Origin of the sequence: Ensifer adhaerens (assembly GCF_002940685.1) — a bacterium.
Lineage (GTDB): Bacteria > Pseudomonadota > Alphaproteobacteria > Rhizobiales > Rhizobiaceae > Ensifer > Ensifer adhaerens_E.
The window spans coordinates 233,135-256,845 of record NZ_PNFP01000008.1 but is presented as its reverse complement, the minus strand read 5'-3'; the positions used below and the strand labels follow the sequence as shown (position 1 = coordinate 256,845).

Below are 23,711 nucleotides of genomic sequence, written 5' to 3'. Positions count from 1 at the left end.
CGCATTCATGCGTATTTCCGACCGAACCGCGCAGCCGGTCTGCGCCCGGAAATGCGAAAGACGACAAGAGAGCGTTTCCGCGATGGGGTGAAAACGCTCGGGACTGCCTTAGGGTTGGGTGGAGAATTCAATGCTTGAAATGAAGAAGATATCCAAGGTCGTGGGCGGGGAGACGCATATCTACCCGACCGACCTGGTGCTGGAGAGGGGGTCGCTGAACGTTCTGCTCGGCCCGACCCTTTCCGGCAAGACGTCGCTGATGCGGCTGATGGCCGGTCTCGACAAGCCCGCCTCCGGCTCGCTTCTGTTCGACGGCGCCGACGTTACCGGCCAGCCGGTGCAGAAGCGCTCGGTCGCCATGGTCTACCAGCAGTTCATCAACTATCCGGCAATGACCGTCTATCAGAACATCGCTTCGCCGATGCGCATCAGCGGCGCCGACACCGCCACCATCGACCGCGAAGTGCGCAAGGCGGCCGATCTGCTGAAGCTGACGCCCTACCTCGACCGCACGCCGCTCAATCTCTCCGGCGGCCAGCAGCAGCGCACGGCGCTTGCCCGCGCCATCGTCAAGAATGCCGACCTCGTGCTGCTCGACGAACCGCTCGCCAACCTCGACTACAAGCTGCGCGAAGAACTGCGCGAGGAACTGCCGAAGATCTTCGCTGCCTCCGGCGCCATCTTCGTCTATGCGACGACGGAGCCTTCTGAGGCATTGCTGCTCGGCGGCAATACGGCAGCGCTCAGCCAGGGCCGCATCACCCAGTTCGACAAGACGATCGACGTCTATCGCCGTCCGGTCGACCTGATCACGGCGCGTACTTTCGCCGATCCGCCGCTGAACTGCATCGAGCTGGTCAAATCAAGCTCGGCCTTCACGCTCGACGGCAAGCCGGTGCTCACCGTCCCGGCACATCTGGCTGGCATCGCCGACGGTCCCTGCACTGTCGCCTTCCAGCCGCATCACCTGTCGTTTGACCGCCCGCAGGGCGGTGGCGATGCGCTGACGGTGAAGACGGCGATCTCCGAAATCGCCGGCTCGGAGAGCTTCATTCACGTCGGTTTTGCCAATGCGCGCTGGGTCATGCTGGCGCCGGGCATTCACGACATCGAACCCGACGCGACCCTCGAGGTCTTCGTCGATACCCGCCATCTCATGGCCTTCGGGCCGGACGGACGCGCCATCGGCAGCACGGCCTGAAGGAGGCGCTGGGAGGAAAACATGGCACGCATCAATCTCAACCATATCCGCCACGCCTATGGCGCCAAGCCGAAGTCGGAAAACGACTACGCGCTGAAGGAAGTACACCACGAGTGGAACGACGGCGGCGCCTACGCGCTGCTCGGGCCCTCCGGTTGCGGCAAGACCACGCTGCTCAACATCATCTCCGGCCTGATCAACCCGTCCGAAGGCGAGATCCTCTTCGACGGCAAGGACGTGACGCATCTGTCGACCCAGGAACGCAACATCGCCCAGGTGTTCCAGTTCCCGGTCATCTACGACACGATGACGGTCTACGACAATCTGGCCTTCCCCTTGCGCAACCGGCATGTGCCGGAAGCGGAGGTCGATCGCCGCGTCAAGGAAACGATCGAGATGATCGGCCTCGGCGGCTGGGCGAAGAAGACGGCTCGGGGCCTGACGGCCGACCAGAAGCAGAAGATCTCGCTCGGCCGCGGCCTCGTGCGCAACGACGTCAGCGCCATCCTGTTCGACGAGCCGCTGACCGTCATCGACCCGGAAATGAAATGGGTGCTGCGCTCGCAGATCAAGCGGCTGCACAAGCAGTTCGGCTTCACCATGGTCTACGTCACCCACGACCAGACCGAGGCACTGACCTTCGCCGACAAGGTCGTCGTCATGTATGACGGCCAGATCGTGCAGATCGGCACGCCGGCCGAACTCTTCGAGCGCCCGCGCCACACCTTCGTCGGTTATTTCATCGGCTCGCCGGGCATGAACGTGCTGCCGGTCAAGCTCGACGGCAACACTGCGACCGTCGGCGGCGAGCATGTGGGCCTGAATTTCCTGCCCAAGGTCAAAGCCGGTGCGAAGACCGAACTCGGGATCCGTCCGGAGTTCGTCTCGCTCGGCCGCGAGGGCATGCCGGTCGCCATCACCAAGGTCGAGGACATCGGCCGCCACAAGATTGTGCGCGCCCGCTTCGCCGACCAGCCGATCTCGATCATCGTCGACGAGGACGGCGAAATCCCCGCCGATCCGCGCGTCACCTTCGATCCGAAGGCCATCAACATCTACGCCGATTCCTGGCGCGTCGGCGAGGAGGCCTGACCATGGAGAAAACCTGGAACAACAAGGCCTGGTTCATGGTGCTGCCGGTGCTCGTGCTGGTCGCCTTCTCGGCCGTCATCCCGCTGATGACCGTCGTCAACTATTCGGTCCAGGACACCTTCGGCAACAACGAGTTCTTCTGGGCCGGCACCGACTGGTATGTGCAGGTTCTGACCTCCGACCGTTTCTGGGACGCGCTCACCCGCAACCTGATCTTCTCGGCGATCATTCTTGCGATCGAGATCCCGCTCGGCATCATCATCGCACTCAACATGCCGAAGAAGGGTCTCGGCGTGCCGGTCTGCCTCGTCCTGATGGCGCTGCCGCTCTTGATCCCGTGGAACGTCGTCGGCACCATCTGGCAGGTCTTCGGCCGCGTCGACATCGGGCTGCTCGGTCGCACGCTCGAAGCGATCGGCATCAACTACAACTACGTGCAGAACCCGGTCGCCGCCTGGGTGACGCTGATCGTCATGGACGTCTGGCACTGGACGAGCCTCGTGGTGCTTCTGTGCTATGCCGGTCTCGTCTCGATCCCGGACGCCTATTACCAGGCGGCCAAGATCGACGGCGCCTCGCGCTGGTCGGTGTTCCGCTACATCCAGCTGCCGAAGATGAAGCGCGTGCTGCTCATCGCCTTCCTGCTGCGCTTCATGGACAGTTTCATGATCTACACCGAGCCCTTCGTCGTCACCGGCGGCGGCCCCGGCAACTCGACCACCTTCCTGTCCATCGACCTCGTCAAGACGGCCATCGGCCAGTTCGACCTCGGTCCGGCGGCAGCGCTATCGATCATCTACTTCCTCATCATCCTGCTGCTCTCGTGGATCTTCTACACCGTGATGACCACGAGCGACGCGCAGGGCTGATACAGGCGGGAGGAGAAACAAAATGCAGACCAAACCGCTTACCGAACGCCTCTCCTGGCTGGTGCCGACGATCTACATCGTCTTCCTGCTCCTGCCGATCTACTGGCTCGTCAACATGAGCTTCAAGGAAACGAGCGAGATCCTGAGCACCTTCTCGCTCTGGCCTGTCAATCCGACGCTCAGGAACTACGAGGTGATCTTCACCGATCCCTCCTGGTATAACGGCTACATCAACTCGATCATCTACGTCGTCATGAACACGGTGATCTCGGTTGCGGCAGCCTTGCCGGCGGCCTATGCCTTCTCGCGCTACCGCTTCCTCGGCGACAAGCACCTGTTCTTCTGGCTCTTGACCAACCGCATGGCGCCGCCCGCCGTTTTCGCGCTGCCCTTCTTCCAGCTCTATTCGGCCTTCGGCCTGATCGACACGCACATCGCAGTCGCGCTGGCCCACTGCCTGTTCAACGTGCCGCTCGCCGTCTGGATCCTGGAAGGCTTCATGTCGGGCGTACCGAAGGAGATCGACGAGACCGCCTATATCGACGGCTACTCGTTCCCGCACTTCTTCGTGAAGATCTTCATGCCGCTGATCGCATCCGGCATCGGTGTCGCTGCCTTCTTCTGCTTCATGTTCTCCTGGGTCGAACTGCTGCTTGCCCGCACGCTGACGACCACGGATGCCAAGCCGATCGCCGCCACCATGACCCGCACGGTTTCCGCCTCCGGCCTCGACTGGGGCGTGCTCGCCGCTGCCGGCGTGCTCACCATCATCCCGGGCGCGCTGGTGATCTATTTCGTTCGCAACTACATCGCCAAGGGCTTTGCCCTGGGGAGGGTATGATGACCGCTCAACCCATTCGCAAGGCCCGCTGGCAGCTGCCCTTTGCCGCCGTTCTCGTCGTCTACGCCGCCATTGCTGGTCTTCTCATCAGCAGGCTGCCGATCAAGGACGGCGCGCGCGACTGGTTCGCGCCGCTCATCCCCGGCGGCTGGATGGCCTGGTCGTTTCCGTCGGCCATGTTCTTCCTCACCATCTTCGCGCTGCTGTCGATGATGGCAGTCTGGGAATATGCCTCGCCCGGTGGCAACCCGCGCGTCGGCATCCTGCGCTTCGAGACGACACGCGGCGATCGCCTCTTCGTGTCGCTGCTCGGTAGCGCCTTCATTCACCTCGCGTGGCTCGGCTTCGTCGGCGGGCAGAACCTGTGGTGGGCGCTCGCGCTCTCCCTGGTCTATGCCGTCGGCGTCTTCCGCTACGTCTGAGGCGAACCGAATTGAGGGGCCGCTAACCTAGCGGCCCCTCGAAAGCCAAAGAACCGCATTCGCAAACCTAAGGGAGGGAATTATGCGACGGCATCTTTTGACTACGACAGCGGCTATGCTGCTGGCTTTCACCGGCACCGCTTTTGCCGGCATGGACGAGGCTAAGAAGTTCCTCGACAGCGAGATCGGCGACATGTCCGCGCTCGACCGCGCGGCCCAGGAAGCCGAAATGCAGTGGTTCGTCGATGCGGCCAAGCCCTTTGCCGGCATGGAAATCAAGGTCGTTTCCGAAACGATCACCACCCACGAATACGAATCGAAGACCCTCGCCAAGGCCTTCTCCGACATCACCGGCATCAAGATCACCCACGACCTGATCGGCGAAGGCGACGTCGTCGAAAAGCTGCAGACGCAGATGCAGTCGGGCGAAAACGTCTACGACGCCTACATCAACGATAGCGACCTGATCGGTACCCATTGGCGCTACCAGCAGGCCCGCAGCCTGACCGACTTCATGGCCAATGAAGGCAAGGACGTCACCAACCCGAACCTCGACATCGACGACTTCATCGGCAAGTCCTTTACGACGGCTCCGGATGGCAAGCTCTACCAGCTGCCCGACCAGCAGTTCGCGAACCTCTACTGGTTCCGCTACGACTGGTTCAACGACGAGAAGAATAAGGCGGACTTCAAGGCGAAGTACGGCTACGACCTCGGCGTTCCGGTCAACTGGTCGGCCTACGAAGACATCGCCGAGTTCTTCACCGGCCGCGAAGTCGACGGCAAGAAAGTCTATGGCCACATGGACTACGGCAAGAAGGACCCGTCGCTCGGCTGGCGCTTCACCGACGCCTGGCTGTCGATGGCCGGCAACGGCGACAAGGGCATCCCGAACGGCAAGCCGGTCGACGAGTGGGGCATCAAGGTCGACGAGAATTCGCGTCCGGTCGGCTCCTGCGTTGCCCGTGGCGGCGACACCAACGGCCCGGCTGCCGTCTACTCCATCCAGAAGTACCTCGACTGGATGAAGGCCTATGCACCGGCTGCTGCCCAGGGCATGACCTTCTCGGAATCCGGCCCGGTTCCGTCGCAGGGTGAAATCGCCCAACAGATGTTCACCTACACGGCGTTCACCGCCGACTTCGTCAAGCCCGGCCTTCCTGTTGTCAACGAGGACGGCACGCCGAAGTGGCGTTTCGCTCCGAGCCCGCACGGCGTCTACTGGAAGGACGGCATGAAGCTCGGTTACCAGGACGCCGGTTCCTGGACGCTTTTGAAGTCGACCCCGGATGATCGCGCCAAGGCCGCCTGGCTCTATGCGCAGTTCGTCACCTCGAAGACCGTCGACGTGAAGAAGAGCCATGTCGGCCTCACCTTCATCCGCCAGTCGACGCTCGACCACAAGAGCTTCACGGACCGCGCTCCGAAGCTCGGCGGTCTGATCGAGTTCTACCGTTCGCCGGCCCGCCTGCAGTGGTCGCCGACCGGCACGAACGTTCCTGACTATCCGAAGCTGGCTCAGCTGTGGTGGCAGGCGATCGGCGACGCATCCTCGGGTGCGAAGACCGCGCAGGAAGCCATGGACTCGCTGTGCGCCGAACAGGAGAAGGTTCTCTCCCGTCTCGAACGTTCGGGCGTCCAGGGCGACATCGGTCCGAAGCTCGCCGAAGAGCACGATCTCGAGTTCTGGAACAAGGACGCCGTTTCCAAGGGCAACCTCGCTCCGCAGCTGAAGATCGAGAACGAGAAGGAAAAGCCGCAGACCGTCAACTACGACGATCTGGTCAAGAGCTGGCAGAAGTAACAAGGAGGCCGCCCAACGGGCGGCCTTTCTCTTTCAGGAGATGCGGCACCGGGGTCGGCAACGGCCCCGGTTTTTTTTCGTTGCCTGACGTCAGATCACCGAGGCGAACGCGGAAAGCCCTGCCGTCCGAGCCATGCCACGATCAGCGCCGGAACCAGGATCGCCAGGAGAACGACGGGAAGAACGGCCGCGCCGGCGCTGTCCAGCAAGAGCCCGCCGGCCAATCCGCCGCCCGCCATCGCGGCATTCCAGGCGGTGACGATCATCGACTGCGCCGCATCGGCCTCCGCGCCCGCAGCCTTTGCAGAAGCGGTCTGAAACAATGTCGGTGCTCCACCGAAAGCCAGCCCCCAGCCAGCGACGCCGAGATAGACCGCCGCCGGCTGCCCGCTGAAGACCGCAAGCAGCAGCGATGCGGTTGCAAACAGCGCCGTCGTCGAAAGCACCAGCAGCCGCAGGTGCCGGTCGACCAGCGCCCCGATGATCGGAATGACCACCAACGAGGCGACACCGAATAGGAGCAGCACCCGGTCGGCTTTGGCGTCCAGGCCGGACGGCTTCAGGTACGGCACGATGTAGGTGTAGAGGATGTTGTGGGAGAGAACGACGGAAAACATCACGACCAGCACCGGGCGGATTCCGGGCAGGCGGAACACCGACAAAAGGGGCAGCCGCCGTGCGCTGCGCTGCCCCGGGAAATCGGGCAGCGCCAGCAGGATCCAGCCGACGAGCAGCACGGTCATGACGCTGAGGAGACCGAAGGCCATGCGCCAGCCGGCCATTGCGCCAAGCATCGTGCCAGTGGGAATGCCGATCGACAGCGCCACCGGCGCGCCGAGCATGGCAATGGCGATCGCCCGTCCCTGCAGCTCAGGCGCCACCAGGCGGCCGGCATAGCCGGCCGCAAGCGCCCAGAGCAGGCCGGCAAAGACACCGGCAAGGAAGCGCGCCGCCATCGTCAAAGTGTAGTCGCTTGACAACGCGGTAACCGTGTTGACCACGGCAAAGCCGCAGATTGCCGCGATCAGCAGCGGCCGCCGGCGCCAGCTGCGCGTCAGCGCCACGAGCGGGATGGCGGCGACAAGCGAACCGATCGCATAGATCGTCACCATCTGTCCCGCCAGCGATGGCGAGATGCCGAGATCGGCGCTGATCTGCGGCAGCAGCCCTGCCGGCAGCGCCTCCGTCAGGATGGTGATGAAACCGGCGGTCGCGAGCGCAAGCAGGGCCGAAAGCGGCAGCCGGGCCGCGGGCGCGGCGGCGGACGTCGCTGCAGCCTCCGGTGAGGCCGGAGGCACATAGTCGATGGATTGCATGGAATCGGTCTTTCGGGACGGCACGCTGAGCGCGCCCGTCTGGCGTTGGCGGATTGAGGGCTGGTGAGGGCGTACGCCGCCGGCGCATGCGGGCGGCGTAGTCTCCTATGCCGATGCTGCAGGTGCAGTGCGCTTGGGCAGGATCAGATCGTCGACGCGATAGGTGTGGAACTCAAAGGTCGAAACGGAATCAAGCGCCCGGAACTTTTCAAGAAACACTGGATCGCCGAAGAACTCCTCGACGTTTCCTTCGCCCGCTATTGCTTCGATGTTGACGACCGTTTTGCCGTCGGTGCTCTTGGAGAGGTTGCTCCAGAGGAAGCCCTCCTTGCGCTCGGCCACATAGTTGACCACGTCCTGGATCAGGCGAAACGCCTCTTCCTGCTTGCCCTCGTGGGCGTGGATCACATTGACGATGAAGACGGTGGGTTCCGGATCCCGGCGGAAACCGGCCATAAGTGCCTGCTGCATGCTTTCTCCTATTTTCGCCGACAGTGTTGACGCGCTTCACAAGCGCGGTGTCGGTGCAGGCGGACTATGACGAGCTTCCAATCGCGGAAAAATGCGCTACAGCTCCAAAGATATCGGACAAAAATATCCGTAATCCCGGACGACGGGCGAGGAGGACGAATGGACAGCCTTGGCGCACTCAACGCTTTCGTGCAGGCCGCGGAGGCGCGCGGTTTTACCGAGGCCGCGACCCAGCTCGGCGTCTCCCCTTCCGCCGTCGGCAAGGCGATCGCCCGCCTGGAGGAGCGCTTGAGCGTTCGCCTCTTTCATCGCAGCACGCGCAGCGTCACGCTGACGCCGGAAGGCACACTGTTTCTCGAACGCTGCCGACGGATCTTCTGCGAGGTCGAAGCGGCCGAGGCAGAGTTGCTGCAGAGCCAGGAAGCGCCGCGCGGCAAGCTGCGCGTCAGCCTGCCGATGGCCGGCATGCTGTTGATGCCGACGCTGACGGCCTTCATGCGCGCCTATCCGGAGGTCGAGATCGATCTCGATTTCTCCGACCGCATGGTCGACGTCATCGAGGAAGGTTTCGATGCCGTGATCCGCAGCGGCGATCTCGGCGATTCCCGTCTGATGACGCGCCAGATCGGCACCTTTCACCCCTATCTCGTCGCCTCGCCCGCCTATTTCGAGAGACATGGCACGCCGACCGCGCCGCGCGATCTCAAACAGCATCATTGCCTGCACCATCGCTTTCCCTCGACGGGAAAGCTGGAGCCCTGGCCATTGATGGAGGGCGGCACCGCAGCAAACGTCGATCTGCCGGTGACCGCTGTCTCGAATGCCCTGGATCCGCTGATCCACATGGCCGAGGAAGGGCTCGGCATCGCCTGCCTCCCGGATTTCACGATCAGGCGGCAGATGCGCGAGGGGACGCTTGTGGCGGTTCTCGAAAACCAGCTGCGCCGCTGCGGCACCTACCGGATCCTGTGGCCCTCCAGCCGGCATCTCTCGCCGAAACTACGGGTCTTCGTCGATTTCATGGCCGCCAACCTCTTCCCGGCACATGGGCTGGCGGGCACGGATTCGGGCGCGGCCTGATAGGAAACGAGGTTCTACGATTTCACCATCACGCGGCGCGCGGATTTCTCCCATCGGCGCTTGTCGAAGACTGCCCTGACCGCCTGCGTCGAGCCGTCATCCATGCGCACGCTCATATCCATGTAGAGGTGCTCGTCGACAATCGTGATGCGGATGTCGAAGGGCTTGCCGCGATAGCGGCTGACGCCGTCCTCGTTCCAGCGACCGATGCCCTCGGCGGTCGAACCGCCACCGACGCGCCCGAGATGGGTCACGGCAAACCATCCGTCCCTGCCCGTCACCTTCAGGACCGGACCGTTCCGCCTGATCTCGACCCAGCAGCGCTCGCAATCATCGGTGCCGGAGGCCACCTGCTGCCATTGCCCGGCGAAACTCATGCCGTTCGCCCCGGCGACCGTCGGCCAGAGAACGACCAGCAGCACGAGAAGCACACGGCAACAAGAAGAAAGGGCCAAACTGCAAGATTTCATCGACATGATCCCAAACCGACCGCGCCGGGGCCTTCGCGCCGACGCGATGAACCATCGTCGTTGCGCATTGCAGCAACGTTGCATCGTTGCTAGGATCAATCGGTCTGCCGGCATCCCTTGGCCTGCGCGACGGCGATTGTCCCGGTGTAGGCCGTTCGGCAACCATCTCCGGACCTATCCCGCCCTCTTCTCCCCTCGACAATTTCCCCCGAAATCCGGAAAGTGTTTTCGCTCCGGCGACACTTGCGACATTCTGTCTCGACAACCGAAGATGGAGTTTCCCCTGTTGGAGGACGGGGGGAGCCGGACTGGTCGATGCAATGGGAGGAGGAACCATGAGCGACGTTTCCAGCATACACCCGGTGGACGAGAGGCTGCCCGTGGGCAGGCTTGCGACCCTCGGGTTACAGCATGTCCTTGTCATGTATGGTGGCGCCGTCGCCGTACCCCTGATCGTCGGCCGCGCCTTGCAGCTCAGCCCCCAGGACGTCGCTTTCCTGATTTCGGCCGACCTTTTCGTTTGCGGCCTCGTCACCATCATTCAGTCGCTCGGCCTCGGTCGCAGCATCGGCATCCGGCTTCCGGTCATGATGGGCGTCACCTTCGCCTCGGTCGGCCCGATGGTTTCCATGGCGGCCATGACACCCGGGCAGGAGGGCGCGCGCATGATCTTCGGCGCCATCATCGGCGCCGGTCTCGTGGCACTTCTGCTCGCGCCCATCATGGGCCGGCTGCTGAGATTCTTCCCCCCTGTCGTCACCGGGACGATCATCCTCGTCATCGGCGTTTCGCTGATGCGCGTCGGCGTGAACTGGATCTTTGGCAACCCCTTCGGCCCGACGGCGCCAAAGCTCGTCGACCCGACCCACGCGGAGTGGCTGGCTGGGCTCAAGAAAGCCGCTGCCACTGGCGGTCCCGCCGTGCCCGATGGGCTTGTCCTCGGGGCAACCGTGCCGAACCCCGTTTATGCCGAGCCAAGCCATATTGGCCTTGCCGCCTTCGTGCTCGTCTCCATTCTCCTGATCGCCCGCTTCGGTCGCGGACTGATCAGCAACATCGCAGTGCTGACCGGCGTCGTCGTCGGCTGCGTCGCCGCCGCAGCACTCGGCATGATGCATTTCGACCGGGTGGCCGACGCCGGCTGGTTCGCCGTGGTGACACCGCTGCGCTTCGGCATGCCGATCTTTGATCCGGTGCTGATCGCCACCATGTCGCTGGTCATGATCGTGGTCATGATCGAATCGACCGGCATGTTCCTGGCGCTCGGCGAGATCACCAACCGCGAGGTCTCGCGGCAGCAATTGACGGCAGGACTTAGGGTCGATGGTCTCGGCACCATGATCGGCGGCCTGTTCAACACCTTCCCCTATACGAGCTTCTCGCAGAATGTCGGTCTCGTCGGGGTCACCGGCGTCAAGAGCCGCTACGTCTGCGTCATGGGGGGCGTGATCATGATCGCACTCGGCCTGATCCCGAAGATGGGCGCGCTGGTCGAGGCGGTGCCGACCTTCGTTCTCGGCGGCGCGGGCCTGGTGATGTTCGGCATGGTCGCGGCAACAGGCGTGCGCATCCTGTCGACGGTCGATTTCAAGTCGTCGCGCAACAACCTGTTCGTGGTTGCTGTCTCCGTCGGCTTCGGCCTGATCCCGCTGATCGCGCCGAACTTCCTGATGTGGCTGCCGCATGCGATCCACCCGATCATCGAGTCCGGCATCGTGCTCGCCTCGATCTCGGCTGTCGTGCTCAACGCCTTCTTCAATGGCCTGCGCTTCGAAAGCACGGCCAGCGTCAACGCGGCCAAGCTCGCAGACAGCCATTGAGCCACCGACAATCACGAAACCCCGGCTTTCCCGCGAAAGCCGGGGTTTCGCTTTTCACGTCTCTGAAGATTTCGATACTTCGACCGCCAACGAAGCATCCGCTGCCAGCGTCGCGATAGAACGATGGCAACAATGACGACGCAAGGATGCGATCCCGATGGCCAAGACCAACCTTTCCCTCGAACTCCTGCTGCTTCTTGCGCTCGCAACGCTCTGGGGCGCCTCCTACACCTTCATCAAGATCGGCATCGGAACCATTCCGCCGATCACGCTGATCGCCGCGCGCACGCTGATCGCCGGCACGCTTCTTCTGGCGGTGCTGCGCTGGCGCGGCCTCAGCCTGCCGCGTGACGCCGCGACCTGGCGGCGCTTCCTGTTCCAGGCCTGCCTCAACAGCGTCGTGCCCTTCACCTTGATCGCCTGGGCCGAGCAGACGATCGATGCCGGCATCGCCTCCATCCTCAATGCGACGACGCCGATCTTCGCCTTCCTGATGACGGCCCTGATCACCCGCCATGAACCGGTCACCGCCCGCAAGCTCGTCGGCGTCGTCGCCGGCATGACCGGCATCAGCCTGATCATCGGCATGGAGGCCTTCGGCGGTCTGGGCGAACAATTGCTGCCGCAGCTTGCCGTGGTGCTTGCCACCGTCTGCTACGCCGGTGCCGCCATCTTCGGCCGCAGCTTCAAGGGACTGGACCCGATGATGCCGGCCGCCGGTTCGTTGATCGCAGGTGCTGCGCTGCTGATCCCGACGAGCCTTATCGTCGACAGGCCCTGGACGCTTGCGCCCTCAACGGAGTCGCTGCTGGCGCTGCTCGGCCTCGCCGTCTTCTCGACCGCACTCGCCTTCGCCATCTACTTCCGGCTGATCCAGACGCTGGGTTCGGTCGGCGCCACGGCCCAGGCCTATCTGCGCGTTCCGATCGGCGTTGCCATCGGCGCTCTCTTCCTCGGCGAAAGCCTGTCGGACACCGCCTGGATCGGCCTTGGCTGCGTCATCGTCGGGGTCGCGGCCATGACCATGCCGGCACGCCGACGCGCGACCGCCGTCGCCGGGCGCGGCTGACCTGTTCGTAGCTGGAGACGTCAGGCGCGCCCGATCGGGTGCGCCTCCCTACAAGCGGCTCAGTCCTTGCGCTTGCGGCAGTAGAGCTCGAGCCGGTGACGGACGAGATCATAGCCAAGCTCGGCGGCAATCTCCGCTTGCAGCTGCTCGATCTTGTCGGAACGGAACTCGATCACCGCACCGGTGTCGATGTCGATCAGGTGGTCGTGATGCGGCGCGTCGGCGGTCTCGAAACGGGCGGTGGCGCTTTCGAAGGCGTGGCGATGCACGACACCCTGCTGTTCGAGCGCCGACAGCGTCCTGTAGACGGTCGAAAGCGAGACGGTGGCGTCGATTTCCTTGGCGCGCCGGTGCAGTTCGCTCGCATCCGGATGATCTTCCGCGGTCGCGAGAATCTTCAGGATCGCGGAGCGCTGGCGCGTCACGCGCACGCCTCCGTCCCTCAAGACGCCTTCCAGTTCTTCGACACGATTCTTGTGCTGTTTCATGGTCGTACACTAGCCAAGGGCGCCCCGTTTGAAAATAGCCAGTTGCGAATGCTTCTCATTTGCATTGACTTATGCAAATCATTCCCCTACTCCTGTCAGCGTCAACATTTGGGAGTAGAGAATGATCGATCAGACGAGGCGCGCGATCCTGGCGGCCATGACAGCCGTCGCAGCCATTGCGCTCGTTCCAGGCGCCAGCTTTGCGCAGGAGAAATTCAAGGCCGTGACGACGTTCACGGTCATTGCCGACATGGCAAAGAACGTCGCGGGTGACGCTGCCATCGTCGAATCGATCACCAAGCCGGGCGCCGAGATCCACAACTATCAGCCGACCCCGCGCGACATCCTCAAGGCGCACGACGCCAAGCTGATCCTGTGGAACGGACTGAACCTCGAGCGCTGGTTCGAGAAATTCTTCCAGAACTTCGATGATGTTCCGGGCGTCGTCGTCTCGACCGGCGTCGAGCCCATGGGCATTGCCGAGGGCCCCTATACCGGCAAGCCCAACCCGCATGCCTGGATGTCGCCCTCGGCAGCTCTCGTTTACGTCGACAACATCCGCGACGCCTTCGTGAAGTACGACCCCGCCAATGCCGAGGCCTACAAGGCCAATGCCGAGGCCTACAAGCAGAAGATCGAGGCGACCATCGCGCCGATCCGCGCCGAGATTGAAAAAATCCCGGCGGACAAGCGCTGGCTGGTTTCGAGCGAAGGCGCCTTCAGCTACCTGATCCGCGATTTCGGGATGAAGGAGCTCTATCTCTGGCCGATCAACGCCGACCAGCAGGGCACCCCGCAGCAGGTACGCAAGGTGATCGACGCCGTCCGGGCCAACAACATCCCGGTTGTCTTCTCCGAAAGCACGATTTCACCGGATCCGGCCGAGCAGGTGGCGCGCGAGACCGGTGCAAAATATGGCGGCGTGCTCTACGTTGATTCCCTGAGCGAAGCGGACGGTCCGGTTCCGACCTATATCGACCTGCTGCGCGTCACATCGGAAACCATCGCCAAGGGTCTTGCCCAATGAACCTTCAGGTGAAGGCCCGCCCGGGCCCCGCGCCTTCTTCCGGCGAACAAGGAAGCGGCATCCGCGTTGCGGGTGCCACCGTCACCTACCGCAACGGCCTCAGGGCACTGCGCGACGCCAATTTCGAGATCCCGACCGGCACGATCACAGCGCTCGTCGGCGTCAACGGCAGCGGCAAGTCGACGCTGTTCAAGGCGATCATGGGCTTTGCCCGCCTGTCGCGCGGCGAGATCTCGATCCTCGGCCTATCCGTGGCCGAGGCGCTGAAGAAGAACCTGGTGGCCTATGTGCCGCAGGCCGAGGAGGTCGACTGGAACTTCCCGGTGCTCGTCGAGGACGTGGTCATGATGGGCCGCTACGGCCACATGAACATGCTGCGCATCCCGAAGAAGGCCGACCACGAGGCGGTCACGGCAGCACTTGCCCGCGTCGGCATGAGCGACTACCGCAAGCGCCAGATCGGCGAGCTCTCGGGCGGCCAGAAGAAGCGCGTGTTCCTGGCGCGCGCCCTTGCCCAGGACGGCAAGGTCATCCTGCTCGACGAACCCTTCACCGGCGTCGACGTCAAGACCGAGGACGCGATCATCCGCCTGCTGATCGGCCTTCGCGACGAGGGCCGGGTCATGCTGGTCTCCACCCACAATCTCGGCAGCGTGCCGGAGTTCTGCGACCGCACCGTGCTCCTGAAGAACACGGTGCTTGCCTACGGCCCGACCGAGACGACCTTCACCCGCGAAAACCTCGAGCTCGCCTTCGGCGGCGTGCTCAGGCATTTCGTGCTCGGCGGCGACAGCCTGCACGACGACGCCGATCCCCGCCAGCTTGCCGTCATCACCGACGACGAGCGCCCGCTCGTCATGTATGGCGACAAGGATCGCATGGTGGCGCAACCGGCAAAGCCCGAGACCAACGGGGAGCCGAACGGCCAATGACCGCCACGCTCCTTGAACCCTTCACCTATGGCTACATGCTGAACGCCATGTGGGTGAGCGCGCTGGTCGGCGCCGTCTGTGCGTTTCTTTCCTCCTATTTGATGCTCAAAGGCTGGTCGCTGATCGGCGACGCGCTCTCGCACTCGATCGTGCCCGGCGTTGCCGGCGCCTATATGCTCGGCCTGCCCTTCTCGCTCGGCGCCTTCTTTTCCGGTGCGCTTGCCGCCGGCGCCATGCTGTTTCTCAACCAGCGCACCCGGCTCAAGGAAGACACGATCATCGGCCTGATCTTCACCTCCTTCTTCGGCCTTGGCCTGTTCATGGTGTCGCTGTCGCCGACATCGGTGAACATCCAGACGATCGTGCTCGGCAACATCCTCGCGATCACGCCCGCCGACACGCTGCAGCTGGCAATCATCGGCATCGTCTCGCTGGTCATCCTGACGGCCAAGTGGAAGGACCTGATGGTGACCTTCTTCGACGAGAGCCATGCACGCTCGATCGGCATCCCGACGACCTTCCTCAAGGTGCTGTTCTTCACCCTGCTTTCGGCCTGCACGGTCGCAGCCCTGCAGACCGTCGGCGCCTTCCTCGTCATCGCCATGGTGGTGACGCCGGGGGCCACCGCCTACCTGCTGACGGATCGTTTCCCGCGGCTGATCCTGATCAGCGTCGCCATCGGCACGCTGACGAGCTTCTTCGGCGCCTATTTCAGCTACTTCCTCGATGGCGCCACCGGCGGCATCATCATCGTGCTGCAGACGCTGATCTTCCTGACGGCCTTCGTCTTCGCCCCGAAACACGGGCTGCTTGCCGCGCGCCGGCGTAGCGCGGAACCGGCGGAGGTTGGCCGGTGATCTCGCTCGACATGCTGCTTGCCGTCTTCGAATTCGAGTTCATGCGCAACGCGCTCTTGATCTCGGTGCTGGTGGCGATCCCGACCGCGATGCTCTCCTGCTTCCTGGTGCTGAAGGGCTGGTCGCTGATGGGCGACGCGATCTCGCATGCCGTCTTCCCCGGCGTGGTGATCTCCTACATCGTCGGCCTGCCGCTCGCCGTCGGCGCCTTTGCCGCCGGCATGTCCTGCGCGCTGCTGACCGGCTATCTCAAGGAAAACAGCCGCATCAAGCAGGATACGGTCATGGGCGTCGTCTTTTCCGGCATGTTCGGCTTCGGCCTGGTGCTCTACACCAAGATCCAGAGCGACGTGCACCTCGACCACATCCTCTTCGGCGACATGCTCGGCATCGGCTGGGCCGATATCGTCGAGACCAGCGTGATCGCCTTGGTCGCCGCCGGCATCCTTGCCGTCAAGTGGCGGGATTTCCTGCTGCATGCCTTCGATCCGGCCCAGGCCAAGGCCGTCGGCCTGCCGGTCAACTGGCTTCATTACGGGCTGCTGGCGATCCTGTCGCTGACGATCGTCGGCGCGCTGAAGGCCGTGGGGCTGATCCTCGCCATCGCCATGCTGATTGCACCCGGCGCCATCGCGTTCCTGATTACCCGCACCATGGGTGCGATGCTCATCGTCGCCGTGCTGATCGCGATGACGGCGTCCTTCACCGGCGTCTACCTGTCCTTCTTCATCGACAGCGCGCCGGCGCCGACCATCGTGCTCCTGATGACCGCGATGTTCCTGATGGCTTTCGCTTGGTCCTCCTGGCGGACCTACCGCAACGAAGCGCGGCGAACGGTAGCCGATTGAGCAAAGAGGCTCCCCTTGCGGGGAGCCTCTTTCAGTTCTCTCAGTGGCTCGGATGGAGCGCGTCGTTGAGATACATGCAGGTCAGCATGGTGAAGATATAGGCCTGGATCAACGCCATCAGCAGTTCGAGCCCGGTCAGCGCCACCGTCATCAGTAAGGGCATGACCGCCGCCAGGATCCCGAGCGCACCAAAACCGCTCAAGCCCACGACGAAGCCGGCAAAGACCTTGAGCGTGATGTGACCGGCGAGCATGACCGCAAACAGACGCACCGAGTGGCTGACGGGGCGCGAGAGGTAGGACACCACCTCGATCGGGATGATGATCGGCGCCAGCACCAACGGCACGCCCGACGGCATGAACAGCCGCAGGAAACCGAGGCCGTGCCGGTAGAGGCCGTAAAGCGTGACGGTCAGGAACACCAGCATCGCCAGCGCGAAGGTGACGGCGATGTGGCTCGTCACCGTGAAGGCATAGGGGAACATGCCGATCAGGTTGGCGGTGAGGATGAACATGAACAGTGAGAAGACCAGCGGAAAGAAGCGCATGCCCTTCTCGCCGGCATTGTCGCGCAGTGTCTTGGCCGCGAATTCATAGAGGATCTCGGCAGCCGATTGCGCCCGGCTCGGCACCAGCCCGCGGCTCCGCGTCGACAGGATCAGGAACAGGCTGGCGATCGCGATCGTCAGCACCATGTAGGCGGCCGAGTTGGTAAAGCTGATCTGGTGGCCGCCGACTTCGGCGATCGGGAAGAGCGACTTGATCTCGAATTGTTCGATGGGTCCGGCCATCATCAACCTCGTGCGTTGGTGACGAAACGTCGGCGGCGCGTGCAGGCGGCCACCAGCGCGTCAGTATGTTGGGAAAGCGAACGGCGGCCGAGATCATTCCACGAAGCGATGGCTTCCGGCGGGGTGGTCGGCTGCTCGACGGGGGAAAGGGGCGCGCGGACGCACCGCGGGCTTCGGGGCTGCATGATACGGTCGACTCCAATATCTCGTTCGAGATAATGGGGCCGTCCCCAGGCGAAACACCGACGCGGGTCGTCCCGCGTGCGCCTGACCTAGAGGCATTTTGCGCTGGGGTCAAGTCGACGCCGGCCGGTCCAACGGCCTCAGCCGTGGCGGCGATGATCCGCAAGCACCTCATCGATCACCGCGCGCTGCTTTGCCTTTTCGCTGGCCGGCGCGCCGGTCATGCCGGCAAGGACGATCAGCGCCTTCCACAGCGTCCAGCCGCGACCGCGCGCCCAGGCGCCGTGGTCAAGAGCCATGCCGTCGCGGAAGACCTCGCGGCTTTCACCGTGGAAAAACGTCCAGGCGATCGCCAGATCGCAGGCCGGATCGCCGATGCCAGAGGTGCCGAAGTCGATGACGGCGCTCAAGCGGCCGTCCTTGACCAGCAGGTTGCCCCAGGCGATATCGCCGTGAAACCAGACGGGCGCACCCTCGAACCGCGCGGCAAGAGCGGCGTCCCAGACCTCTTCTGCCGCCCTCGTATCGACGGCGCCCGCAAGCAATTTCAGCGCCTGACGCGTCTGTTCGTCATAGAAGGCAGGCGGACCGCCACGGTGGAAATTGTGCTCGCCCGGCAAGGGCCCACCCGTGGCATCCGCTTGCATTAGCGCACGCAGAAACCGCGTCAGGTCCCTTGCCACCTGCCTGACATCGTCGACCCGCTCGACCGCCAGGGTCTCCCCGGGGAGATAGCGATAGACCGACCAGGGCCAGGGAAAGCCTTCCCCCGGCGCGCCCTTTTTGAGTGGCATCGGGATAGGCAGCGGCAGATGCGGCGCCAGGAACGGCAGCCACCGATGTTCCTTTTCCACCTGCAGAACGTAGCGTTCGGCGCTCGGCAATCGGACGGTCATCCGGTCGCCGAGACGAAACGTCCTGTTGTCCCAACCGCCGGGCTCGATCGGCCGCACGTCGAGATCCGACCATTCGGGAAATTGCGCAGCGATCAGCCGGCGCACGAAGGCAACGTCGATCGAGGGAACTGTCGATGCCGGCTCGGTCATGGCGCCCATGCCCCGTTTCAAGCTTTGCCGCCCAAACCTATGCAATCGCCCCCGGACTTCAACTTTTCAGTTCACGTCGGATGCGTTTCACCGGCGCGTTGTGCCGGGATGCAACAGTCGCCGCGCCGTTATCGACGGTTGCATATTGCCGCCGCGACGGATTTCGAGGATGAAGGAGGCTTGGACATCTTGCTAGCCTGAGATCATGGAAACCCGGCAGACCGATCGCCCTTCGCTGGAGGCTCCGCAGCTCATCGCTCGTCACCGGGCGAGCGAGGGTGCATGAGCACGGCCAAGGGCAAGACGCCGGCCGCCAAGCCCCGCCGCACGGGTCTGCGCTTCTTCCTCGTGGCGCTGCTGCTGATCGCGACGGCCATTCTCGCGACCGCCCTGCTCGCCAATGAACAGCGCAATCTCAGGAAGGTCCTGCTGGCCTTCGGCCTTCCGACCACCTTTCTGGAACGGGCGAAACCCGCTGAGCAGGGGATGCCGAGGGCAGCACGGCGCCAACCGCCGCGCATCGCCCTGCCCGCCTGGACCTTTCAGGATCTGCGCACACCCGAGCAGCAGTTCCTGCGCGTCATCCGCAGCGACCCAAAGGCGCTTTGCGACGAGTTGCGCGAGGCCGGCTTCCGGGAACTCGAATGGAAAACGAGTGCCGGCGAGCGGGCCCAATGGGAATGCTCTTCGCTCGTCTCCTTCCCGCGGCCGGGCGAGGAGAAACCATCGTCGATCTTCATCTTCGTCAAGGGCAGCGGCGAGGAAGAGATCTCATCGTTCCGCGTCAAGCTCAACATCGAACGCCAGGAAGACGGCCAGGCAGTGACGACGGCGGCGGCACGGGCCGCATCCGTGTTCCTCGACCACGTGCGCTGGGCGGACGCGGCCAGCGTCACCTTGCAGATCCAGGCGCTGAGGGAATTCGACCTCAAGCGTTTCGGCAGCCGGATCCAGCTCAAGCGCGAATCCGACGAGGAGACGCAGCGCTACAACTTCCTCGCCAATCAGCCCGCCCGCGCCCGCCCGAAGAGCATTGCCGAACAATATTTCGACCGGAGCAAGTGGCTCGCCTATGGCGATGGCAGCCTGCGCAGTTTCGTCCGGGGGCCGAGCGCCTGGAACGCTCCAGCCAAGGTGCCCGATGGAACGGGTAGCGACAAAGAGGCATCCGCACCGTCCGCCAGCCCACCCTGACAACCGCGCCGAATAGCGCTTGAGCCGAAGGACGGCCTAGCGGTCGATCCGGGTCGAGAGAATGATCGACGACAGCGTCCGGTCGACGCCATCGATTTCGCCGATCCGGTCGATCAGAAGATCGAGCTCGCTGATCGATGTCGCCGCGACCACGGCGATCAGGTCGAAGCTGCCGCTGACGGAATGCAGGGTCTGGATCTCGCGGATTGCGCTCAGTTCCGGCGTGACGCGGGGCAGCGCCCGCGGCGCGATGGTGATCAGCACATGCGCTTTCACCAGCCCCTTCTCGTAGCTTTCCGACAGCCGCACGCCATAGCCGGCGATGACGCCTTCGCGCTCGAGCCGCTCGATACGAGCCTGCACCGTCGTGCGCGACAGGCCGAGCCTTCGGGCAATCGTCGCCGTCGGCATGCGGGCGTTTTCGCTCAAGATGGCGAGAAGCTCACGATCCTTGTCGGTGATCTGCATATCGTCGGTCCATTTAGGCAATCTGCCGAGTTTCAATAGGCGATTTAGTCATATCACAGCTTCAAATCAACAGCCCCCACGCCGACAATAGGCGCAGAAACAGTTCTCATGCCCTGGGGGAAAGAATGAAGAATATCGTCGTCATCGGAGCAGGCAAGATCGGCTCCACCATCGCTCGCATGCTCGCCCACACCGGCGACTACAGCGTCTGCGTCGCCGACCGCAGCGCCGAGCAGCTGGAGCAGATCGAAAAGCATGCCGCGATCACGACGGCAACCGTCGACATCGGTGACAAGAAGGCGCTCGTCGCGCTTCTTTCCGGAAAGTTCGCCGTGCTCAGCGCCGCTCCGTTCCACCTGACGGTCGCGATTGCCGAGGCCGCTGCCGAAGCCGGCATCCACTATCTCGATCTCACCGAAGACGTCGAATCCACCCGCCAGGTCAAGGCGATTGCCGCCAAGGCAAACACCGCCTTCATCCCGCAGTGCGGCCTCGCGCCGGGCTTCATCTCGATCGTCGCCAACGATCTCGCCAGCCGCTTCCAGACGCTCGAAAGCGTACGCATGCGCGTCGGCGCCCTGCCGCAGTATCCGTCCAACGCCCTCAACTACAACCTCACCTGGAGCACCGACGGCGTCATCAACGAATACATCGAGCCCTGCGAGGCGATCGTTGAGAGCAACCTGATCGAAGTTCCGGCCATGGAAGAGCGCGAAGAGTTCTCGCTCGACGGCGTCACCTACGAAGCCTTCAACACCTCTGGCGGTCTCGGCACGCTCTGCGAAACACTGAAGGGCAAGGTCCGCACGCTGAACTACAAGACGATCCGCTATCCGGGCCACGCCGCCATCATGAAGGCGCTGCTGAACGACCTCGGCCTGCGTCACCGCCGCGAAGTCCTCAAGGACATCTTCGAAAACTCGCTGCCGACCACCACCCAGGACGTCGTCGTGATCTTCGTCACTGTTTCGGGTTTCCGCGACGGTCGCCTGATCCAGGAAACCTACGCCAACAAGGTCTATAGCGGCGTCGTTGCCGGTCGCATGCAGAGCGGCATCCAGATCACCACGGCCGGCAGCATCTGCGCCGTGCTCGACCTGCTCGCCGAAGGCAAGATCGCCTCGAAGGGTTTTGTCCGCCAGGAAGACATCGGCCTCGACACCTTCCTCGCCAACCGCTTCGGTCACTACTACGCCCAGAAGGGCGAGACCGCGCGCGTCGCCGGCTGAGCCAATCAGCCCTGATGCGCCGACTTCAATGCCCGGGTTCAGCCCGGGCATTTTTCGTTTCATGGCAAAGCAAGACAGGGCGCGCTTCAGTTGCGGCCGAATTCGTCCTCGATGCGCACGGTGTCGTCGTCGCCGAGATAGGACCCGGTCTGCACCTCGATCAGCTCCAGCGGAATCCTGCCTGGGTTGTGCAGCCGGTGCACCATACCGAGCGGAATGAACACCGACTCGTTCTCGTGCAGGAGCCGCGTCTCCTCACCCATGGTGATTTCCGCCGTGCCGCGCACGACGATCCAGTGCTCGGCGCGATGATGATGCCTCTGCAAGGAGATCTTCTTGCCGGGCATCACCCGCAACCGCTTGACCGAGAAGCGCTCGCCGTCGGAAAGAGCTGCAACGGCGCCCCAGGGACGGTAGGAGGTCGGGTGCACTTCCGTCAGCGCCGCGGTTTGCGGAGAGCGGGCCAGAACCTTGACGATGTTGCCGACGCTCTGGCTGTCGTCCAGCCGCCCGACATAGACGGCATCCTCGCCGGCAATGACGGCCACATCCTCGAGCCCCTGCACTGCCAGGTGAATGTCGCGCGACAGAACCAGCGAATTGCGGGTGTTCGATACCGTTGCCCTGTCCGTTACGACATTGCCGTCTGCATCCTTGCGGCCTGTCTTCCAGACCGCGTCCCAGCTTCCGAGATCCGACCACAGGAAGGAAGACGGCACGACGGCAGCGCGCTCGGTCTTTTCGAATACGGCGTAGTCGACCGAGATATCGGGAGCGGATGCAAAGCTCTCCCCATGAAGCCGGGTGAAGTCCAGATCCTTGTAGGCGCTTTCCACGGCGCGCTGCGCCGCCTCCCACACCTGCGGCGCAAACCGCTTCAGCTCGTCGAGAAAGGGCGTCACCGGCAGCATGAACAGGCCGGAATTCCAGAGATAGCGCCCGGAAGCGAGCATCGCCTCGGCCTTCGCCCGATCCGGCTTTTCGACGAAGCGCGCCACCCGGTTCGTACCTTCGGCCAGTTCGTCGCCGCACTCGATGTAGCCATAGCCCGTGGCCGGCTCGGTCGGCGTGATACCGAACGTCACCAGCTCGCCCCGCTTGGCGGCAGCGTGCGCCCTTAGGATGCAATCGTTGTAGATGGCGCCGGCATCGATCTCGTGATCGGAGGCGAGCACCTGCATGATCGCGCCTTCGCCGTAGCGGGCAAGAACCGCAAATGCGGCAGCGGCAAGGGCGGGCGCGGTATTGCGCGCCACCGGCTCAAGCAGGATTTCGCCGAGCTGGGCATGGAGCGCGCGCGCCTGCTCGGCGACGATGAAGCGGAAATCGCTGTTCGTGACGACGATGGCCGGTTCATATTGCGCCGGGTCTCGCACCCTTTCGAGCGTCTGCTGGAACAGCGAGCGTTCGGAGAGGATCTGCAGGAACTGCTTCGGCGCAGCGGAGCGCGAGAGCGGCCACAGTCGGGTGCCCTTTCCACCGGCCATGATGACAGGAACAATCTTCGACGTCATGCCAGCGGTCTCTCTTGCTAGGCTGAACGATGCAGCACCAGTACAGCAGCGGAAATGTAGAATGGCCAAAATGGCCGGTCCCGCTGCTATTGCTTACAAGATCCGGCAGAGCGAGCAACAAAAAACCCCGCTCGAAGGCGGGGCTTTCTCATTCGCTTCACCCTTCCGGGTGTCCCTTTCAGGCCGGGATCACGATCTCGCCAAGCTTCGTCAGTTCGGCGACGAACTGCTCAAGACGGGTCTTCTTCTCGTCGCCAGCGCCTTCGAGCTCTGCACGAACCGCATCGATGCGGTTTTCGAGCACCGTGCGGTCGAGCTCATCGACATGGATGGCGGATTCGGCAAGCAGCGTGCAGCCGGTCGGCAGGATATCGGCGAAACCGCCAAACACCACAAAACGCTCCGTCTTGCCGTCGGCCGTCTTTACCGAGACCACGCCAGGCTTGATCGTCGTCATCGTCGGCGCATGATTGGCCATCACGGTCATCTCGCCCTCGGTCGCCGGAATGACGACTTCCGTCACCTTTTCGGAGAGGAGCAGGCGCTCGGGGGAAACAAGCTCAAAGTTGAAATCGGCCATGACCATTCACTTCTCGTGGGCGCGCCACCTAGGAGGGGGCTGTGCATGTCTTCCCTATCCTCAATGAAGGACAGGATGAAAGCCTCGGCGCTTGGGCGCG

The 23,711-nt window shown here is 63.5% G+C and carries 24 protein-coding genes; 15 read left to right on the top strand and 9 right to left on the bottom strand.

The features are described 5' to 3' along the window. The first annotated feature begins 130 nt into the window (after window positions 1–130). The 6 genes from C1A35_RS17665 to C1A35_RS17640 all read left to right on the top strand — a co-directional run bounded on the left by C1A35_RS17665 (window position 131) and on the right by C1A35_RS17640 (window position 6,229). Window positions 131–1,201, top strand: coding sequence for an ABC transporter ATP-binding protein (locus tag C1A35_RS17665; RefSeq protein WP_104665575.1), 1,071 nt, complete (start codon window positions 131–133; stop codon window positions 1,199–1,201). A gap of 21 nt (window positions 1,202–1,222) precedes the next feature. Beyond that, the gene (locus tag C1A35_RS17660) at window positions 1,223–2,293 is read left to right on the top strand and encodes an ABC transporter ATP-binding protein (RefSeq protein ID WP_104665574.1); all 1,071 of its coding nucleotides are present in this window, start codon (window positions 1,223–1,225) and stop codon (window positions 2,291–2,293) included. 2 nt (window positions 2,294–2,295) lie between these two features. Further along, window positions 2,296–3,162, top strand: a complete 867-nt coding sequence (locus tag C1A35_RS17655) for a carbohydrate ABC transporter permease (protein WP_104665573.1) — start codon at window positions 2,296–2,298, stop codon at window positions 3,160–3,162. 22 nt (window positions 3,163–3,184) lie between these two features. After that, window positions 3,185–4,003: a carbohydrate ABC transporter permease gene (locus C1A35_RS17650; protein WP_104665572.1), complete on the top strand. Its 819-nt coding sequence runs from the start codon at window positions 3,185–3,187 to the stop codon at window positions 4,001–4,003. Further along, on the top strand, window positions 4,003–4,425 hold the full coding sequence (locus C1A35_RS17645; RefSeq protein ID WP_104665571.1) for a DUF2160 domain-containing protein: 423 nt from the start codon (window positions 4,003–4,005) through the stop codon (window positions 4,423–4,425). Before C1A35_RS17650 ends, C1A35_RS17645 begins: the two co-directional genes overlap by 1 nt. A gap of 82 nt (window positions 4,426–4,507) precedes the next feature. Continuing rightward, window positions 4,508–6,229, top strand: a complete 1,722-nt coding sequence (locus tag C1A35_RS17640; protein WP_104665570.1) for an ABC transporter substrate-binding protein — start codon at window positions 4,508–4,510, stop codon at window positions 6,227–6,229. Between the two features lie 95 nt (window positions 6,230–6,324). On the opposite strand, the gene C1A35_RS17635 is transcribed toward C1A35_RS17640, so the two are convergent. Together C1A35_RS17635 and C1A35_RS17630 are read right to left on the bottom strand one after the other, a co-directional pair. Then, window positions 6,325–7,545, bottom strand: coding sequence for an MFS transporter (locus C1A35_RS17635; RefSeq protein WP_104665569.1), 1,221 nt, complete (start codon window positions 7,543–7,545; stop codon window positions 6,325–6,327). A 105-nt stretch (window positions 7,546–7,650) separates the two neighbouring features. Beyond that, the gene (locus C1A35_RS17630; protein WP_104665568.1) at window positions 7,651–8,016 is read right to left on the bottom strand and encodes an antibiotic biosynthesis monooxygenase; all 366 of its coding nucleotides are present in this window, start codon (window positions 8,014–8,016) and stop codon (window positions 7,651–7,653) included. Window positions 8,017–8,175: 159 nt separating this feature from the next. On the opposite strand from C1A35_RS17630, the gene C1A35_RS17625 reads away from it, so the two are divergent. Beyond that, window positions 8,176–9,096, top strand: coding sequence for a LysR family transcriptional regulator (locus C1A35_RS17625; protein ID WP_104665567.1), 921 nt, complete (start codon window positions 8,176–8,178; stop codon window positions 9,094–9,096). Between the two features lie 14 nt (window positions 9,097–9,110). Here the strand turns inward: C1A35_RS17625 and C1A35_RS17620 are convergent, their stop codons facing one another. After that, window positions 9,111–9,566 (bottom strand): hypothetical protein, encoded by a 456-nt coding sequence (locus C1A35_RS17620; protein WP_158665092.1) that lies wholly within the window; start codon window positions 9,564–9,566, stop codon window positions 9,111–9,113. Window positions 9,567–9,901: 335 nt separating this feature from the next. On the opposite strand from C1A35_RS17620, the gene C1A35_RS17615 reads away from it, so the two are divergent. After that, window positions 9,902–11,386, top strand: a complete 1,485-nt coding sequence (locus C1A35_RS17615; protein WP_104665565.1) for a nucleobase:cation symporter-2 family protein — start codon at window positions 9,902–9,904, stop codon at window positions 11,384–11,386. A gap of 157 nt (window positions 11,387–11,543) precedes the next feature. Beyond that, on the top strand, window positions 11,544–12,455 hold the full coding sequence (locus tag C1A35_RS17610) for a DMT family transporter (protein WP_104665564.1): 912 nt from the start codon (window positions 11,544–11,546) through the stop codon (window positions 12,453–12,455). Between the two features lie 59 nt (window positions 12,456–12,514). Here C1A35_RS17610 and C1A35_RS17605 read toward each other — a convergent pair whose 3' ends face one another. Then, window positions 12,515–12,943 (bottom strand): Fur family transcriptional regulator, encoded by a 429-nt coding sequence (locus C1A35_RS17605; RefSeq protein WP_077968009.1) that lies wholly within the window; start codon window positions 12,941–12,943, stop codon window positions 12,515–12,517. A 121-nt stretch (window positions 12,944–13,064) separates the two neighbouring features. On the opposite strand from C1A35_RS17605, the gene C1A35_RS17600 reads away from it, so the two are divergent. The 4 genes from C1A35_RS17600 to C1A35_RS17585 are packed head-to-tail and all read left to right on the top strand — an operon-like array spanning window position 13,065 to window position 16,607. After that, window positions 13,065–13,970 (top strand): metal ABC transporter substrate-binding protein, encoded by a 906-nt coding sequence (locus tag C1A35_RS17600; RefSeq protein ID WP_104665563.1) that lies wholly within the window; start codon window positions 13,065–13,067, stop codon window positions 13,968–13,970. Next, a complete protein-coding gene (locus tag C1A35_RS17595) occupies window positions 13,967–14,902 on the top strand; it encodes a manganese/iron ABC transporter ATP-binding protein (protein ID WP_104665562.1) in 936 nt (311 codons plus the stop codon). The genes C1A35_RS17600 and C1A35_RS17595 overlap by 4 nt, the downstream gene beginning before the upstream one ends. Then, window positions 14,899–15,759: a metal ABC transporter permease gene (locus C1A35_RS17590; RefSeq protein WP_104665561.1), complete on the top strand. Its 861-nt coding sequence runs from the start codon at window positions 14,899–14,901 to the stop codon at window positions 15,757–15,759. The genes C1A35_RS17595 and C1A35_RS17590 overlap by 4 nt, the downstream gene beginning before the upstream one ends. An 11-nt stretch (window positions 15,760–15,770) precedes the next feature. Further along, window positions 15,771–16,607, top strand: a complete 837-nt coding sequence (locus C1A35_RS17585) for a metal ABC transporter permease (protein WP_104665650.1) — start codon at window positions 15,771–15,773, stop codon at window positions 16,605–16,607. Window positions 16,608–16,647: 40 nt separating this feature from the next. Here C1A35_RS17585 and C1A35_RS17580 read toward each other — a convergent pair whose 3' ends face one another. Both C1A35_RS17580 and C1A35_RS17575 read right to left on the bottom strand, forming a co-directional pair. Next, complete coding sequence (locus C1A35_RS17580; protein WP_104665560.1) at window positions 16,648–17,397, bottom strand: F0F1 ATP synthase subunit A; 750 nt, start codon at window positions 17,395–17,397, stop codon at window positions 16,648–16,650. A gap of 323 nt (window positions 17,398–17,720) precedes the next feature. Next, window positions 17,721–18,635, bottom strand: coding sequence for an aminoglycoside phosphotransferase family protein (locus tag C1A35_RS17575; protein ID WP_234822899.1), 915 nt, complete (start codon window positions 18,633–18,635; stop codon window positions 17,721–17,723). A 273-nt stretch (window positions 18,636–18,908) separates the two neighbouring features. On the opposite strand from C1A35_RS17575, the gene C1A35_RS17570 reads away from it, so the two are divergent. After that, the gene (locus C1A35_RS17570; RefSeq protein WP_234822898.1) at window positions 18,909–19,820 is read left to right on the top strand and encodes a DUF6030 family protein; all 912 of its coding nucleotides are present in this window, start codon (window positions 18,909–18,911) and stop codon (window positions 19,818–19,820) included. A gap of 36 nt (window positions 19,821–19,856) precedes the next feature. Here the strand turns inward: C1A35_RS17570 and C1A35_RS17565 are convergent, their stop codons facing one another. After that, the gene (locus C1A35_RS17565; protein ID WP_104665559.1) at window positions 19,857–20,288 is read right to left on the bottom strand and encodes an Lrp/AsnC family transcriptional regulator; all 432 of its coding nucleotides are present in this window, start codon (window positions 20,286–20,288) and stop codon (window positions 19,857–19,859) included. Between the two features lie 125 nt (window positions 20,289–20,413). Here C1A35_RS17565 and C1A35_RS17560 point away from each other — a divergent pair, with 125 nt between their 5' ends. Next, complete coding sequence (locus C1A35_RS17560; protein ID WP_104665558.1) at window positions 20,414–21,517, top strand: saccharopine dehydrogenase family protein; 1,104 nt, start codon at window positions 20,414–20,416, stop codon at window positions 21,515–21,517. 86 nt (window positions 21,518–21,603) lie between these two features. Here the strand turns inward: C1A35_RS17560 and C1A35_RS17555 are convergent, their stop codons facing one another. Together C1A35_RS17555 and C1A35_RS17550 are read right to left on the bottom strand one after the other, a co-directional pair. Further along, window positions 21,604–23,031 carry a mannose-1-phosphate guanylyltransferase/mannose-6-phosphate isomerase gene (locus C1A35_RS17555; RefSeq protein ID WP_104665557.1) on the bottom strand — a complete coding sequence of 476 codons (1,428 nt, stop codon included), beginning with the start codon at window positions 23,029–23,031 and terminating at the stop codon, window positions 21,604–21,606. Window positions 23,032–23,209: 178 nt separating this feature from the next. Further along, the gene (locus tag C1A35_RS17550; RefSeq protein ID WP_104665648.1) at window positions 23,210–23,611 is read right to left on the bottom strand and encodes a F0F1 ATP synthase subunit epsilon; all 402 of its coding nucleotides are present in this window, start codon (window positions 23,609–23,611) and stop codon (window positions 23,210–23,212) included. Window positions 23,612–23,711: the final 100 nt, after the last annotated feature.

Bases quoted from the DNA above. Each gene is read 5' to 3' on its own strand.
- C1A35_RS17600 (WP_104665563.1), top strand. From the start codon at position 13,065: ATGATCGATCAGACGAGGCGCGCGATCCTGGCGGCCATGACAGCCGTC.
- C1A35_RS17595 (WP_104665562.1), top strand. From the start codon at position 13,967: ATGAACCTTCAGGTGAAGGCCCGCCCGGGCCCCGCGCCTTCTTCCGGC.
- C1A35_RS17550 (WP_104665648.1), bottom strand. From the start codon at position 23,611: ATGGCCGATTTCAACTTTGAGCTTGTTTCCCCCGAGCGCCTGCTCCTC.
- C1A35_RS17565 (WP_104665559.1), bottom strand. From the start codon at position 20,288: ATGCAGATCACCGACAAGGATCGTGAGCTTCTCGCCATCTTGAGCGAA.
- C1A35_RS17655 (WP_104665573.1), top strand. From the start codon at position 2,296: ATGGAGAAAACCTGGAACAACAAGGCCTGGTTCATGGTGCTGCCGGTG.
- C1A35_RS17570 (WP_234822898.1), top strand. From the start codon at position 18,909: ATGAGCACGGCCAAGGGCAAGACGCCGGCCGCCAAGCCCCGCCGCACG.
- C1A35_RS17660 (WP_104665574.1), top strand. From the start codon at position 1,223: ATGGCACGCATCAATCTCAACCATATCCGCCACGCCTATGGCGCCAAG.
- C1A35_RS17625 (WP_104665567.1), top strand. From the start codon at position 8,176: ATGGACAGCCTTGGCGCACTCAACGCTTTCGTGCAGGCCGCGGAGGCG.
- C1A35_RS17605 (WP_077968009.1), bottom strand. From the start codon at position 12,943: ATGAAACAGCACAAGAATCGTGTCGAAGAACTGGAAGGCGTCTTGAGG.
- C1A35_RS17610 (WP_104665564.1), top strand. From the start codon at position 11,544: ATGGCCAAGACCAACCTTTCCCTCGAACTCCTGCTGCTTCTTGCGCTC.
- C1A35_RS17590 (WP_104665561.1), top strand. From the start codon at position 14,899: ATGACCGCCACGCTCCTTGAACCCTTCACCTATGGCTACATGCTGAAC.
- C1A35_RS17665 (WP_104665575.1), top strand. From the start codon at position 131: ATGCTTGAAATGAAGAAGATATCCAAGGTCGTGGGCGGGGAGACGCAT.
- C1A35_RS17630 (WP_104665568.1), bottom strand. From the start codon at position 8,016: ATGCAGCAGGCACTTATGGCCGGTTTCCGCCGGGATCCGGAACCCACC.
- C1A35_RS17585 (WP_104665650.1), top strand. From the start codon at position 15,771: ATGCTGCTTGCCGTCTTCGAATTCGAGTTCATGCGCAACGCGCTCTTG.
- C1A35_RS17580 (WP_104665560.1), bottom strand. From the start codon at position 17,397: ATGGCCGGACCCATCGAACAATTCGAGATCAAGTCGCTCTTCCCGATC.
- C1A35_RS17575 (WP_234822899.1), bottom strand. From the start codon at position 18,635: ATGGGCGCCATGACCGAGCCGGCATCGACAGTTCCCTCGATCGACGTT.
- C1A35_RS17650 (WP_104665572.1), top strand. From the start codon at position 3,185: ATGCAGACCAAACCGCTTACCGAACGCCTCTCCTGGCTGGTGCCGACG.
- C1A35_RS17560 (WP_104665558.1), top strand. From the start codon at position 20,414: ATGAAGAATATCGTCGTCATCGGAGCAGGCAAGATCGGCTCCACCATC.
- C1A35_RS17620 (WP_158665092.1), bottom strand. From the start codon at position 9,566: ATGAAATCTTGCAGTTTGGCCCTTTCTTCTTGTTGCCGTGTGCTTCTC.
- C1A35_RS17615 (WP_104665565.1), top strand. From the start codon at position 9,902: ATGAGCGACGTTTCCAGCATACACCCGGTGGACGAGAGGCTGCCCGTG.
- C1A35_RS17635 (WP_104665569.1), bottom strand. From the start codon at position 7,545: ATGCAATCCATCGACTATGTGCCTCCGGCCTCACCGGAGGCTGCAGCG.
- C1A35_RS17555 (WP_104665557.1), bottom strand. From the start codon at position 23,031: ATGACGTCGAAGATTGTTCCTGTCATCATGGCCGGTGGAAAGGGCACC.
- C1A35_RS17640 (WP_104665570.1), top strand. From the start codon at position 4,508: ATGCGACGGCATCTTTTGACTACGACAGCGGCTATGCTGCTGGCTTTC.
- C1A35_RS17645 (WP_104665571.1), top strand. From the start codon at position 4,003: ATGACCGCTCAACCCATTCGCAAGGCCCGCTGGCAGCTGCCCTTTGCC.